13 protein-coding genes are annotated in these 13,153 nt (G+C 67.6%); 4 read left to right on the top strand and 9 right to left on the bottom strand.

Going from position 1 to position 13,153, the window contains the following annotated elements:
• The first annotated feature begins 32 nt into the window (after positions 1–32).
• The 3 genes from mtr (at position 33) to BLT81_RS03240 (ending at position 2,497) form a co-directional block, all read left to right on the top strand.
• The gene (gene mtr / locus BLT81_RS03250; RefSeq protein ID WP_019192982.1) at positions 33–1,448 is read left to right on the top strand and encodes a mycothione reductase; all 1,416 of its coding nucleotides are present in this window, start codon (positions 33–35) and stop codon (positions 1,446–1,448) included.
• 220 nt (positions 1,449–1,668) lie between these two features.
• A complete protein-coding gene (locus BLT81_RS03245) occupies positions 1,669–2,001 on the top strand; it encodes a hypothetical protein (RefSeq protein ID WP_019192983.1) in 333 nt (110 codons plus the stop codon).
• A 49-nt stretch (positions 2,002–2,050) separates the two neighbouring features.
• Positions 2,051–2,497 (top strand): hypothetical protein, encoded by a 447-nt coding sequence (locus BLT81_RS03240; RefSeq protein ID WP_019192984.1) that lies wholly within the window; start codon positions 2,051–2,053, stop codon positions 2,495–2,497.
• A gap of 54 nt (positions 2,498–2,551) precedes the next feature.
• Here the strand turns inward: BLT81_RS03240 and map are convergent, their stop codons facing one another.
• The 5 genes from map to dxr form a co-directional block, all read right to left on the bottom strand.
• Positions 2,552–3,454, bottom strand: coding sequence for a type I methionyl aminopeptidase (gene map / locus BLT81_RS03235; RefSeq protein WP_081582806.1), 903 nt, complete (start codon positions 3,452–3,454; stop codon positions 2,552–2,554).
• A gap of 33 nt (positions 3,455–3,487) precedes the next feature.
• Positions 3,488–5,314: a penicillin-binding transpeptidase domain-containing protein gene (locus BLT81_RS03230; RefSeq protein WP_019192986.1), complete on the bottom strand. Its 1,827-nt coding sequence runs from the start codon at positions 5,312–5,314 to the stop codon at positions 3,488–3,490.
• Positions 5,315–5,376: 62 nt separating this feature from the next.
• The gene (gene ispG, locus BLT81_RS03225) at positions 5,377–6,540 is read right to left on the bottom strand and encodes a flavodoxin-dependent (E)-4-hydroxy-3-methylbut-2-enyl-diphosphate synthase (protein WP_040420623.1); all 1,164 of its coding nucleotides are present in this window, start codon (positions 6,538–6,540) and stop codon (positions 5,377–5,379) included.
• A 20-nt stretch (positions 6,541–6,560) separates the two neighbouring features.
• Positions 6,561–7,772: a M50 family metallopeptidase gene (locus tag BLT81_RS03220; RefSeq protein WP_019192988.1), complete on the bottom strand. Its 1,212-nt coding sequence runs from the start codon at positions 7,770–7,772 to the stop codon at positions 6,561–6,563.
• 12 nt (positions 7,773–7,784) lie between these two features.
• A complete protein-coding gene (gene dxr, locus BLT81_RS03215) occupies positions 7,785–8,939 on the bottom strand; it encodes a 1-deoxy-D-xylulose-5-phosphate reductoisomerase (protein ID WP_019192989.1) in 1,155 nt (384 codons plus the stop codon).
• A 193-nt stretch (positions 8,940–9,132) separates the two neighbouring features.
• Here dxr and BLT81_RS03210 point away from each other — a divergent pair, with 193 nt between their 5' ends.
• The gene (locus tag BLT81_RS03210; RefSeq protein ID WP_019192990.1) at positions 9,133–9,567 is read left to right on the top strand and encodes a DUF2631 domain-containing protein; all 435 of its coding nucleotides are present in this window, start codon (positions 9,133–9,135) and stop codon (positions 9,565–9,567) included.
• Between the two features lie 75 nt (positions 9,568–9,642).
• On the opposite strand, the gene rlmN is transcribed toward BLT81_RS03210, so the two are convergent.
• The 4 genes from rlmN to pyrH form a co-directional block, all read right to left on the bottom strand.
• Positions 9,643–10,746, bottom strand: a complete 1,104-nt coding sequence (gene rlmN, locus BLT81_RS03205; protein ID WP_040420625.1) for a dual-specificity RNA methyltransferase RlmN — start codon at positions 10,744–10,746, stop codon at positions 9,643–9,645.
• Between the two features lie 54 nt (positions 10,747–10,800).
• A complete protein-coding gene (locus BLT81_RS03200) occupies positions 10,801–11,703 on the bottom strand; it encodes a phosphatidate cytidylyltransferase (RefSeq protein WP_040420626.1) in 903 nt (300 codons plus the stop codon).
• 23 nt (positions 11,704–11,726) lie between these two features.
• Positions 11,727–12,284: a ribosome recycling factor gene (gene frr, locus BLT81_RS03195; protein WP_019192993.1), complete on the bottom strand. Its 558-nt coding sequence runs from the start codon at positions 12,282–12,284 to the stop codon at positions 11,727–11,729.
• Between the two features lie 104 nt (positions 12,285–12,388).
• On the bottom strand, positions 12,389–13,072 hold the full coding sequence (gene pyrH / locus BLT81_RS03190; RefSeq protein WP_019192994.1) for a UMP kinase: 684 nt from the start codon (positions 13,070–13,072) through the stop codon (positions 12,389–12,391).
• Between the last annotated feature and the right edge of the window lie 81 nt (positions 13,073–13,153).

Raw genomic sequence — 13,153 nt, 5'->3', positions numbered from 1 at the left:
CCCACGCTTTATCTAAGGAGGACAGGACTTTCATGACTGACTCGACCGCACGCGCCGACGCCCACTACGACCTCATCATCCTCGGCGCCGGCTCCGGCAACTCCATCCCCACCCCGGACTTCGACGACGCATCCATCGCGATCATCGAGGAAAACCGCTTCGGTGGCACCTGCATGAACGTTGGCTGCATCCCGACCAAGATGTACGTCAAGGCGGCCGACCTCGCCTTCGAGGCCCAGCACGCCAGCCGCCTCAACCTCGACGTCGAGTACACAGGGGCCGACTGGCCGGGCATCGTCACACGCGTCTTTGACAGGCGCATCGATCTCATCGCCCAGGGCGGCGAGGAGTTCCGCCGCGGCGACGGCTCCCCCAACGTGACGGTCTACGACGGCCACGCCACCTTCGTCGGCCCGAAAACCCTGGCCACGGCGCAGGGCGGCGTGGAGAAAACCATCACCGGCGAGACCATCATCATTGCCGCCGGCTCCCGCGCCGTCGTGCCCGACTGGGCGCGCGCCGTGCCCTTCCACACCAGCGACGACATCATGCGCCTCGACCGCCAGCCCGAATCCCTCACCATCGTCGGCGGTGGGTTCATCGCCATGGAGTTCGCGCACATCTTCCAGTCCCTCGGCACGACGGTGCGCCTTGTCAACCGCTCCCCGCTGCTGCGCCACCTGGACCGCGACCTTTCCGAGCACCTCAACGACATCGCCGCCTCCACCTACGAGCTGCACCTTGGCCGCACGGTCGCCTCCGCGACGCACACCGAGGATTCCGTCACGCTCACGCTCGACGACGGCACCCAGGTCACCTCCGAGGCTCTCCTCGTGGCCATGGGCCGCCGCCCCAACGGCGACCAGCTCAACCTTCAGGCGGCGGGCATCGAGATGCGTGACGACGGCCGCATCCGCGTCGACGACTACGGCCGGACCACCGCCCAGGGCGTCTGGGCATTGGGCGACGTCTCCTCCCCCTACCAGCTCAAGCACGTGGCCAACGCGGAAACCCGGACCGTGCGCCACAACATCCTCCACCCGGACTCCATGGTGCCCATGCCGCACGAGAACGTGCCTTACGCGGTGTTTACCCACCCGCAGATCGCCACCGTGGGCCTGACCGAGGCCGAGGCGCGCGACGCCGGCCACGACGTCACTGTCGCGGTGCAGCGCTACGGCGACGTGGCCTACGGGTGGGCGCTCGAGGACACGACTGGCATTGTCAAGCTCGTCGCCGACCGAAGCACCGGCCGCCTCCTCGGCGCGCACTACATGGGCCCGCAGGCCTCCACGCTGATCCAGCAGATGATCACCGTCCTCGCCTACGACCTGGACCTGCGCGAGTTTCCCCGCAAGCAGTACTGGATCCACCCGGCACTCGCGGAGGTGACCGAGAACGCGATCCTCGGCCTCGACCTCGATTTCGTTGAGGTGCCGGGAAGGTAAAACGATACCCACGGAAAGCTGCAGCACAGGTTATCCCTATTATCATTCAGGGTGCGTGGCAGGATTTATATGGCTGCGCTATAGTAACGGCAGCTAGTGGGGCCTCACAGACCAAAAAAAACGTGGCGGCAACGCTGCCCGTTGCACGGTAGGTGCCCTGCTACTACCCGGATTCCTTCCCGGTCCTTGTTTTCAGAATTCAACAGTAAGGATCGCACTCATGCGCACTTTCCGTCAGGCTGTGCTCGCTGGCGCCACCGCAACCGCTCTGGCACTCGGGTCCGCCCCCGCCGCCTCCGCGGAGGCGGACCAGGACGCCTCCCCGTCCCTGTCCTCCCAGATCGGCGCCGCCCTCGGCGCCTACGACGACGACGGCAATCCGACCGGCGCCGACGGCCGTGCGATCTTCGGCTCCTCGACAGACCTGTCCTCGCAGCCCGTGTGGGCCCAGCTGCTGTACGCGACCACGATTCTTGCCAGCATCACCTCCGTTGTGGGCCTCCTCGCCGCCCCGGTGTACAACTTCGTCGTCCACGGCCCGTTCTCGCGGTAGCCGACCCTCCCGTCCCCCCACTCCAGTCTTTTCCCGAAAGTAGGAACCCATGCGTAACGTCCGCACCGCAGCAGCCGCCGGCGCCACCGCCCTGACCGTCGCCCTCGGCGGCGTGGCCACCGCCTCGGCAGAGACCCCCACCCAGACCGAGGCGAACGAGAAGACCACGCCTGGCCAGGCTATCAACGACCGCCCCGCCATCTTCGTCGGCGAGATCGAGAAGGCCGACGGCACCAAGGACAAGCCGTTCAGCTCCGTGGTCGAGGACGGCTTCAAGGGCCTGTCCAGCGGCCAGGGCCTGTCGCAGTTCTTCAACGACACGGACAAGCTCTTCTACGGCGTCGACGCCTTCGGTAAGCAGACCCACCACGCGAACGTCCCGCAGTGGGCGCGCTACTGGATCGATTACACGGTCGTCGCCCTCATCGGCTCGGTCGTCGGCCTGACCATCGCGGGCCTGAACTGGGCCAACGTCAACGGGCTCCTGAACTTCTAAGCCCCCAGACCCGCGCCCCCGACCCCGTGCATCGGACGGAGCCGGGGGCGTTTTTTAGGCGTCGCCACGCATCAGCATGCCCTCGGCGAGCTCGGCGTCGGGGATGGTGAGGATCTCGTTGCCGGTGTCGGTGATGAGGATGGTGTGCTCGAACTGGGCAGTGTACTCGCCGTCGAGGTTCTGCACGGTCCAGCCGTCGTCCCAGATGCGGTACGGCAGGGCGCCAAGGTTAATCATCGGCTCGACGGTGAGCGTCATGCCGGGCTCGAGGACGTCACGGTACGTGTCCGAGTCGAAGTGCAGCACAACGAGGCCGTTGTGGAAGGTCGGGCCGACCCCATGGCCGGTGAAGTCGGTGACCACGTTGTAGCCGAAGCGCTTGGCGTAGGCCTCAATGACGCGGCCGATAACGTTGATCTCGCGGCCCGGCTTGGCGGCCTTGATCCCCCGCATGGTTGCCTTGTAGGTGCGCTCGACGAGGTCGCGGTGGCGCTGCTCAACCTCACCGGCGAAGAAGGTGGCGTTGGTGTCCCCGTGGACGCCGTCCTTGTAGGCGGTGACGTCGATGTTGACAATGTCGCCTTCCTGAATCACCGTCGTATCCGGGATTCCGTGGCAGACGATCTCGTTGAGCGACACGCAGCACGACTTCGGGTAACCCCGGTAGCCCAGCGTCGACGGGTACGCGCCGTGGTCGAGCATGTACTCGTGCGCGACCCGGTCGATCTCGTCGGTGGTCACGCCGGGGCGCACCGCCGCGCCCGCGACGGCGAGGGCGTTCGCGGCGATCTTCGAGGTCGCGCGCATCCGCTCGATCGTCTCGGCCGACTGCACATAAGGCTCGCCGACGTTTTCCTGGACGTCGTCCTTCCAGGCGTACTCGGGGCGTTCGATGCCCTTCGGCACGGTGCGGATGGGGGTGGGTGTTCCTGGTTCCAGCAATCCTCTGTGGCTCATACAGGACATGCTAGCCCCGCCGGGCCCGGCCGCTTAGCCCGGGTTGCGCGCCTGATCGAGGTTGAGCAACATCCGGTCCGTCACGCCCACCGCCGCGTCCGAGCCGCCGCCGAGGACGATGAGGGTGGCAAAGGCGATGTCGTCGTCGACCCGATAGCCCGTGAACCAGGAGTGCGAACCGCCGTCGATCTCCGCCTCGCCCGTCTTGCCCCGAATGTCGCCGCCCGCGCTCATCCCGGGGGCGGTGCCGCCGGGCGCGGTCACCGCCGCCATCATGCGCTGCAGCTGCTCGATCACCTCCGGACCCGGGGCGGAGACCGACTCGCTCACCTCGGTCTCCTGGCCCGGAAGCAGGTAGGGCACGGGCATCGACCCGTGTGCGGCGGTCGCGGCGACGAGCGCCATGCCGAAGGGGCTGGCGAGGTCGTGGCCCTGCCCGTACCCCGCCTCCGTGCGGTCGAGCGCCTCCTCTCCCCCGGGGATCGAGCCCGTGATCGTCTCCAGCCCCGGGATACTCAGGTCGATCCCCAGGCCGAATTGCTTGCCGACGTCTTTCAGCTGCCCCGGCTCAAGCCGCGTCGACATGTCGGCGAAGGTGGTGTTGCAGGAGGCCGCGAACGCTCGCTCGAGCGGCACGCTGCCGAGGCTAAAGCCGCCGTAATTGGTGACCACGCGGCCGTAAATGTCCATCGTCCCCGGGCACGGCACGATGGTCTCGGGCCCCACCCCCTGCAGCTGGAGCCCCGCCGCCGCCGTGATGATCTTGAACGTCGATCCCGGCGGGTACTGCCCCATCGTCGCCACGTTTCCGTCCTTGTCCGCCGCCGGGGTCTGCGCGACGGCGAGGACGCCGCCCGTCGACGGGCGAATCGCCACAATCATCGCCTGCTGCCCCGCGAGCGGCTCGAGGGCCCGCTCCGCCGCGCGCTGCACCGCGTGATCCAAGCTCACGCGAATCGCGGGCGACGGCTTCGGCGCCTCTCCTTCGAGCTCCTCGAGCGCCGCGCCGTTCTCGTTGACCACACTGATGCTCCACCCCGGTTCGCCCTCGAGGTCGTCGCGCACCAGCTCCCCGACGCGCGCCATGATGTCGGGAGCGAACCCCGGGTCGGCGGTCACCATCGCCGCCTCCTCGTTGAGCCGCACCCCGGGCACCTCCCCCAGCTCGGCGCGGAAGGCATCCACCGCCGCCGCCGGCACCACGGCCACCGAGTAGCTTCCCGACGCCCCACGGATCTGCCCCTCCAGATCCTCCGCGTCGCGGCGCGGGACGGACTGGTCGACCTCTCGCGCGCGGTCGAGAGCGGCCACCACCCGGCGGGCTGTGCCCTGCGCGTCGCGCACCTGAGCAGGGTCCACAAGGACGCGGTAGGCCACACCCGGCGCCATCAGCTCGACGCCGTCGGAGGAGACAACGCTCGCCTTATCCGCAGGCTTCGCCCGCAGCTCGAGGTGCTGGCTCGCCCCCAGGCGAGGGTTGACAATGGACGGCTGCCAGCGCACCGTCCATTCCTCGCCCGTCTTTGTGAGCGTCATCGTGGCGTCGTAGGCGTAGTCGCGCCCCCGCGGAAGGTCCCAGTCCAGCCGGTAGCGCACGGTGGCCACGTTGTCGTGGTGGCGCACCTCCGCGATCTCGGCGCTCGCCCCCTCGGCCTGCAGGCCGTCCCACGTGCGGCGAATGATGTCGGTGGCGGGGGCTGGGGCGTCGACAAGCGATGCGAGGGACTCGTAGTCCTGCGTGGTCAGGGCAGTGAGAAAATCCGCCGCGGCAGGCTCCGCGTCCCGCGGCTTCGGCGTGCACGCGCACAGCGAGACGACGAGTGCGGACACAAGGCCGACGCTGGCGACGGATTTTTTCATGCCGTGAAAGTAACACCGCGGGGCCGTCGGCTGTGTCCGCCACCCCGCGGCACCCCGGACGTCTAGCGTGTGACCTTGACCTCAGCCTTGGCCCCGGCGATCTCCTCGAGACCTTCTTCCTCCGCGATGCGATGCGCGTGGGCGATGAGCGTTTCCACGATCTTCGACTCCGGCACCGTCTCCACGACTTCGCCCTTGACAAAGATCTGGCCCTTCCCGTTGCCCGAGGCGACGCCGAGGTCGGCGTCGCGCGCCTCGCCCGGGCCGTTGACCACGCAGCCCATCACGGCCACGCGCAGCGGGAACTCCATGCCGTCGAGGCCAGCGGTGACCTCTTCAGCGAGCTTGTACACGTCCACCTGGGCGCGGCCGCACGACGGGCAGGAGACAATCTCGAGCTTGCGCGGACGCAAGTTGAGCGACTGCAGGATCTGGTCGCCCACCTTGATCTCTTCGACCGGGTCCGCCGACAGCGACACCCGGATGGTGTCCCCGATACCCTGCGACAGCAGCGCGCCGAAGGCGACGGAGGACTTGATCGTGCCCATGAACTTCGGGCCGGCCTCGGTCACCCCCAAGTGCAGCGGGTAGTCCGTGACCTCCGCCAGCTGGCGGTAGGCCTCGACCATGAGCACGGGGTCCGAGTGCTTCACGGAGATCGCGATGTCGCCGAAACCGTGCTCCTCAAACAGGCCCGCCTCGTACACCGCGGACTCCACCAGCGCCTCCGGGGTGGCCTTGCCGTACTTTTCCAGCAGCCGCTTGTCCAAGGAGCCGCCGTTGACCCCGATGCGGATCGGGATACCCGCGTCACCGGCGGCCTTGGCGACCTCTTTCACGCGGCCGTCGAACTCCTTGATGTTGCCGGGGTTGACGCGCACTGCCGCGCAGCCCGCGTCAATCGCGGCGAAGATGTACTTCGGCTGGAAGTGGATATCCGCGATCACCGGGATCGGCGACTTCGCCGCGATCGCCGGCAGCGCTTCCGCGTCGACCGTCTTCGGGCACGCCACGCGGACGATGTCGCAGCCCGCGGTGGTCAGCTGCGCGATCTGCTGCAGCGTAGCGTTGATGTCGTGCGTCTTCGTCGTCGTCATCGACTGGACCGTGATCGGGTGCTCCGAGCCGACACCGACCCCGCCCACCATCAGCTGGCGCGTCTTCCGACGCGGCGCGAGAGTCGGGGGCGGACCATCGGGAATACCCAAAGCAATAGGCTGATTCATAGCCCCCAACCCTAGCACCGCTACCCAAATATTCTGACCGGGTTGACCACGTCCGCGACCATGACGAACATGCCCACGACAAGCAGGGCCGCCGCCATCGCGTAGGTCACCGGCATGAGCCTGTCGTAGTTGACCGGCCCGCCCGGGGGAAGACCGCGCAGGCGCCGGAGCGCATCACGCAGGGTTTCGAAGAAGATCACCGCGATGTGCCCGCCGTCCAGCGGCGGCAGCGGCACGATGTTGAACAGGGCGAGGAAGAAGTTCAGCGAGGCGAGCAGCATCCAAAACACCGCCCACATGTCGCGCTCGACGAGCTCGCCTCCCGCCCGGGAGGCCCCGATGACGCTCACCGGGCCGGCGACGTCGCGTTCCGCGCCGAAGATCGAGGCCACCACGCCCGGGATTTTGCCGGGGAAGGCGATGAGGCCTTCGACTGTCCCCCGCAGCATCTGGCCGGTCAGCGACACGGTCGCGGGCACCGCCTCCACCGGGCCGAAGGAGGCCATCGGGTCTTCGACCGGCTGGCTGGCCACGCCGATCGCACCCGCCCGAATACTCTCGCCCGTCTGCGCGTTGAGGCGCACCACCTCGTCGACGACGATGGGAATGTCCAGCTCCTGCCCGTCGCGCCCGACCGTCAGCGTCACGGTTTGACCGGGCCGCACCAGCACGTACGAGCGCAGCTCGTCAAAGGTGGCCACACTCGCCCCGTCCACGGCGAGGACCTTGTCGCCGGGGTGCACGCCCGCCTCGCCCGCTGGGCCCGGGCCTGTGCAGTCGGCGAGAGTGTCGGGGCCGGTCTGGTCCGCGGTGCAGCTGACCGCGCCCACCGTTGGCGTGCGGTCAGCGTAGGGGTTCGGGATCGCGGCGAACACCGCCACGAGGTAGGTGATCACGAGCCCCAGAAGCAGGTTCATGAGGATGCCGCCACTCATCACCGCAACGCGCTGCCACCACGGCTTCAGGTACATCGCCAACGGCTTTTCTTCCTCGGTGAGCAGATCCTGAGAGGTCAGGCCCGCAATGTCGCAGAAGCCACCGAAGGGAAGCGCCGCCACGCCGTAGGTGGTGTGGCCCCGCGTCGTCTGCCACAGAGGCGGCCCGAAGCCGATGAAGTAGCGGCGCACCCGCATGCCGAAAGCGCGCGCCGTGACCATGTGCCCCGCCTCGTGCAAGGCGACGGAAATGGCGATGCCGAAGGCGAAGACGATAATGCCCAGGAGGAAAGCCATCGCGCCCCTCCCCTACGCGCCCGCGATCGCGCGGATCCGCGCCCGGGCGCGGGCCCGAGCCTCGTCCTCCACGGCCACGACGTCGGCGAAGGTCGCGGGTTCAGCCGCAAACCCATCGGCGCTCTCGAGCACCTCGGCGATGACGTCGACGATCTGCGGGAAACGAATCGTTCCGGCGAGGAACGCCGCCGCGGCCTCCTCGTTCGCGGCGTTGTACACCGCGGGAGCCCCCGCCCCCGCGGCGGCGGACTCGCGGGCCAGGCGCACCGCCGGGAAAGCCTCGTCATCCAACGGCTCGAAGGTCCACTCGGACGCGCCCGCGAAGTCGAGGGCCGGCTGGGCGCCCGGCACGCGGTGCGGCCAGGCCAGCGCGTGCGCGATCGGCAGCGTCATCGACGGGGGCGACGCCTGGGCGATGGTCGCGCCATCGACGAAGGTCACCATCGAATGCACGATGGACTGCGGGTGGACGGTGACGTCGATGCGCTCGGGTTCGACGTCGAAAAGCAGCGTGGCCTCGATGAGCTCGAGGCCCTTGTTCACCAGCGTGGCGGAGTTCAGGGTGTTCATCTGGCCCATCGACCACGTAGGGTGCGCCGCCGCCTGCTGCGGCGTGGCCTCCCACATCTGCTCGCGCGTCTGCCCGCGGAAGGGCCCGCCAGAGGCGGTGAGCACGTAGCGCGCGACCTCCCCGGCCGTACCCGCGCGCAGGCACTGCGCCATGGCGGAGTGCTCGGAGTCGACGGGGATGATCTGGCCCTTGCCCGCCGCGGCGGTGACGAGGCGGCCGCCGGCCACCAGCGACTCCTTGTTGGCCAGCGCGAGGCTCGCCCCCGTCTCCAGCGCCGCCAGCGTCGAGGCGAGCCCCTGCGACCCCACCATGGCGTTGAGCACCGTGTCGGCCGGCTGCGCGCGCACGAGGTCCTCCGGGCTGGTCAGCACCGGGCCACCAAGTGCCCCCGAGACCTCACGCGCCGCTACCGGATCTGCCACCGCGACCGCCCCCGGGCCCAGGCCGCACGCGCGCGCCTGCGCGACAACGCGGCCCGGATCGCGCCCTCCGGCCGCGATGCCCACCACCTCGAAGGCGTCGCGGTTGCGTTCAATGACCTCGATCGCCTGCGTGCCAATCGAGCCTGTCGAGCCGAGGATCACAATCTTTTTCACCCCGCTATTCTGGCATGCCCGCGCCTGCCACCATCGCTCAATGGAAAGTATGAGGCAATTGGGGGGTATCTACTCACCACTTCCCCGGAGGATGTGGGAAGATATGTAGCAGGTATGGAGGCACCCGCTTACCGCGGGCGCACCCGAACAGACCCCGTCATACCCGTCATACCCGTCACACAAGGAGAAAGCAGTGGCCGACCACTCCCACGACAAAGAGCCGCAGGTGTACAACGGAGTTTCCGAGGCGGACGTCCCCTCCGCCAAGTTCGGCTGGAGCGAGTTCTCCCCCGCTGCCATCCAGATCGCGGGGTGGATCTCCGTCGCGTTCCTCATTGCCTACAACTTTGGTAACCACCAAGGCCACGTGGAGACGGTCTGGTTGGTCGCCCTCACCGTGCTCATCGCGCTCGGCCTCATCCTGTTCGCCGTTCGCCCGCAGCTGAGCCAGGTGCGCACTGTGACGGCCCACAACAAGCCGCTCGGCCACGTCGAACGCGACTGGGCCTACGACCAGCACACGCTCTCCGGCGCCTACGCGGAGCTCAGCGAGCGCGACCTGCGCGCCCACAACATCGACCCCGCCCGCGTCGCCCACCTGCGCCGCCAGGATGCTGTCGAAGGCTAACGAGCCCCACACACGGCTCGCCCGGACCGGGCGGGCCTTTTTTCATGGCCGCACGGGTCTCGGCCCGGGCCAGTTCTAGACAGCTTTTTCGTCGGCTGCCAGCTGGCCGCACGCGGCCGCGATTTCCTGCCCCTTTGTGTCGCGCACGGTGCAGGTGACGCCCTGCGCGATAATGCGGCGGACGAACTCGTCCTGGCGCGGCTTCGGGGAGGCGTCCCACTTCGACCCGGGGGTCGGGTTAAGCGGGATCAGGTTGACGTGGACGCGGGAGCCGAGGGCGTCGTGAAGCTTCTTGCCCAGCATGTCGGCGCGGAAATTCTGGTCGTTGATGTCGCGGATGAGCGCGTACTCGATGGACACGCGGCGCCCCGTCGTATCCGCGAAGTAACGGGCGGAATCGAGCACGTCGGCGATGGAAAAGCGGTTGTTCATAGGCACCAGCTCGTCACGCAACTCGTCGTCGGGGGTGTGCAGAGAGACGGCGAGCGTGCAGGAGAGGCCCTCGTCCGCGAGCTTGCGGATCTGCGGCGCGAGACCCACCGTGGACACCGTGACGTTGCGCTGCGAGATGCCGAAGCCGTCCGGTGCCGGGCTAGTGATCTGGCGGACCGCGGAGACCACGCGGTTATAGTTCGCGAGCGGCTCGCCCATGCCCATGAAGACGATGTTGCTCAGGCGCGAACCCTCGCTGCGCATCGTCGCCGCGGCCTCGCGGACCTGGTCGACGATCTCCGCCGTGGAAAGGTTGCGGTCCAGCCCGCCCTGGCCCGTCGCGCAGAAGGGGCAGGCCATGCCGCAGCCCGCCTGCGAGGAGATGCACAGCGTGGCGCGGCCCGGGTAGCGCATGAGCACCGACTCGAGCAGGATCCCGTCGTGGAGCTTCCACAGCGTCTTTGTGGTGTCACCGTTGTCCGTCTCCACGGCGCGCACGCGCGTGAGCAGCGTCGGAAACAGCGAGTCCTTGACCAGCTGGCGCTGCGCCTCGGGGAGGTCGGTCATCGTGAGCGGATCGGCCTCGAACTTGCCGTAGTAGTGGCGCGCGATCTGGTTCGCGCGGAACTTTGGCAGGCCAAGCTCGTTGAGCGCCGACACGCGCTGCTCGGCGCTCAGGTCGGCGAAGTGCGTAGGCGGCATACCCCGCTTCGGGGTCAGCAACTGAATTCTGGGGAAATCGCTCATAACGCCCCCCATCTTTGCACGTGGAGGGCTTTTTGACGAATCCCGGGCGCTGCCCTACAGCTCCGCCAACAGCGTGAGCACGAGCCACGTCGCCGCCGCTGCGGGCAGCATCCCGTCAAGGCGGTCCATAATGCCGCCGTGGCCCGGTAAAACCTGCGACATGTCTTTGATACCCAGCTCGCGCTTGAACTGGCTTTCTACCAAGTCACCCATCGTCGCGCAGATCACCAGGGCCACACCGAGCAACACACCCACCCACCACGGGTTATCCAGCAACAGCGTGACCACCAGGATGCCGGCGGTAACGCCGAAGACGATCGATCCGACGAACCCCTCCCAGCTCTTGTTCGGGCTTACCGCCGGCGCCATCGAGTGCGAGCCGAACATGACTCCGGCGCAGTAGCCGCCCACGTCCGACGCCACCACCCCGATCATGAAGGTGAGGATGAACAGGGTGCCGGAAGGCCCACCTTCATCGACAAGCGAGATGAGCGCGGCGAAAGAGCCGAACAGCGGGATCCAGGCGAGAACGAAAATCCCGACGGCGGTGTCGCGCAGGTAGTTCTCCGGCTTCTTGTGTCTTCCGTTGTGGAACAGCCGGTAGAACATGAGAAACAGCACGCTCAGCGCGAATCCGGAGACGAGGCCTTCGACCCCGAAGGGGGCGGACACCCAAAGCATGGCCTGGCCCAGCACAAGAAGGAAGGTGCGGGGCTGGTAGTAGCCCGCCTCCCGCAGCCGGGTGAGTACTTCCCACATGGCAAGGCCCACCGCGACCGCGACCAACGGGTACCAGGCTACGGGGCCGATGAACGCGGCAGCGAGAACCAGCGCGCCGAGGAACACCCCCGTCGCGATGGCGACGGGGAGATTACGCCCCGCCTTGTTCTTTGGCCGTGGGGCGCGAAATACCCGGCGGGACCCACCCTGGCGCTGCTCCGCTCCGGAATCTGACACGTAACCTGGCTTTCTCGGAGGATCTAGACCTCCATCAACTCCGCTTCTTTGCGGGAGACGATCTCATCAATCTGCGCGACGTACTGGCCCGTGGTCTTTTCCAGGGCCTTCTCGGCGGTGACCACCTCGTCCTCGCCGGCATCGCCGTCCTTCTGGATCTTCTTTAGCGCCTCCATTCCCTGGCGGCGAACGTTGCGGATGGCAATCTTGCCGTCCTCGCCCTTCTGCTTGGCTTGCTTGACCAGCTCGCGGCGGCGTTCCTCGGTCAGCTGCGGGATGGTCACTCGGATGACCTGACCGTCGTCGGTCGGGTTGACGCCGAGGTCGGAATTCCGGATCGCGTCCTCGATCTCCTTGAGCGTGGACATGTCGTAGGGCTTCACCAGCAGCATGCGCGGCTCTGGGACCGAGATGGTGGCCATCTGGTTGATCGGGGTCGGGGCGCCGTAGAACTCCGCCATCACGCCGTTGAACATGGCGGGGTTGGCGCGGCCGGTGCGGATGATCGCGAGCTCGTCGCGGGTGTGCTCGACGGAGCTGGACATGCGCTCTTCGGCGTTGAGAAGTACGTCATCAATCATGGTGATCCTTCGGTCTGTCATCGGGCGGGGCGCATCCCCGCACAGTTGCGTCACAATTTACCAGCAGCGCAAGGTCCGGCCGCGCTGCCGCCGAACGCCGCCCTCTAGCGAACGAGCGTGCCGATCCGCTCCCCGGCGACAGCACGGGCGATGTTGCCCTCCTTGAGCAGGTTGAACACAAGGATGGGCATAGCGTTATCCATGCACAGGGAAAAGGCGGTGGCGTCGGCGACCTTCAGCCCCTTTTCAATCACCTCGCGCGGGGTGACCTCGGTGTACAGGTGCGCATCCGGGTTCTCGCGCGGGTCGTCGTCGTAGACGCCGTCGACGGCCTTCGCCATGAGCAGGACCTCGCAGCCGATCTCGAGAGCGCGCTGAGCGGCAGTCGTGTCCGTGGAGAAGTACGGCATGCCCATGCCGGCGCCGAAGATGACAACGCGGCCCTTTTCCAGGTGGCGAGCCGCGCGCAGCGGCAGGTAGGGCTCGGCGATCTGGGCCATGTTGATGGCCGTCTGCACGCGGCAGTCCACGCCCTTCTGCTCGAGGAAGTCCTGCAGGGCGAGGCAGTTCATCACCGTGCCGAGCATCCCCATGTAGTCCGAGCGCGCCCGGTCCATGCCGCGCTGCTGCAGCTGAGCGCCGCGGAAGAAGTTGCCACCGCCGATGACCACCGCCACCTCGGTTCCCCCCTGCGCCACCTCGGCGATCTGTGCGGCCACGCTCTCGACGACGTCGGGGTCGATGCCGACTTTGCCGGCTCCGAACATCTCGCCTCCGAGTTTGAGCATCACTCGCTTGTATCCGCTGTGTTCCTGGGGTGTTTCCGTCACCTGGCTGGCTCCTTAAACGTGGTCGGTTGCCCTGAATGT

The sequence above is a fragment of the Corynebacterium timonense genome (assembly GCF_900105305.1).
Taxonomy (GTDB): Bacteria; Actinomycetota; Actinomycetes; order Mycobacteriales; family Mycobacteriaceae; genus Corynebacterium; species Corynebacterium timonense.
The sequence above is the reverse complement of the archived record's forward strand: the minus strand, read 5'-3'. Positions and strand labels throughout refer to the sequence as shown.

Bases quoted from the DNA above. Each gene is read 5' to 3' on its own strand.
- BLT81_RS03220 (WP_019192988.1), bottom strand. From the start codon at position 7,772: ATGGCTTTCCTCCTGGGCATTATCGTCTTCGCCTTCGGCATCGCCATT.
- BLT81_RS03245 (WP_019192983.1), top strand. From the start codon at position 1,669: ATGCGCACTTTCCGTCAGGCTGTGCTCGCTGGCGCCACCGCAACCGCT.
- pyrH (WP_019192994.1), bottom strand. From the start codon at position 13,072: ATGCTCAAACTCGGAGGCGAGATGTTCGGAGCCGGCAAAGTCGGCATC.
- rlmN (WP_040420625.1), bottom strand. From the start codon at position 10,746: ATGAGCGATTTCCCCAGAATTCAGTTGCTGACCCCGAAGCGGGGTATG.
- BLT81_RS03240 (WP_019192984.1), top strand. From the start codon at position 2,051: ATGCGTAACGTCCGCACCGCAGCAGCCGCCGGCGCCACCGCCCTGACC.
- mtr (WP_019192982.1), top strand. From the start codon at position 33: ATGACTGACTCGACCGCACGCGCCGACGCCCACTACGACCTCATCATC.
- map (WP_081582806.1), bottom strand. From the start codon at position 3,454: ATGAGCCACAGAGGATTGCTGGAACCAGGAACACCCACCCCCATCCGC.
- BLT81_RS03230 (WP_019192986.1), bottom strand. From the start codon at position 5,314: ATGAAAAAATCCGTCGCCAGCGTCGGCCTTGTGTCCGCACTCGTCGTC.
- ispG (WP_040420623.1), bottom strand. From the start codon at position 6,540: ATGAATCAGCCTATTGCTTTGGGTATTCCCGATGGTCCGCCCCCGACT.
- frr (WP_019192993.1), bottom strand. From the start codon at position 12,284: ATGATTGATGACGTACTTCTCAACGCCGAAGAGCGCATGTCCAGCTCC.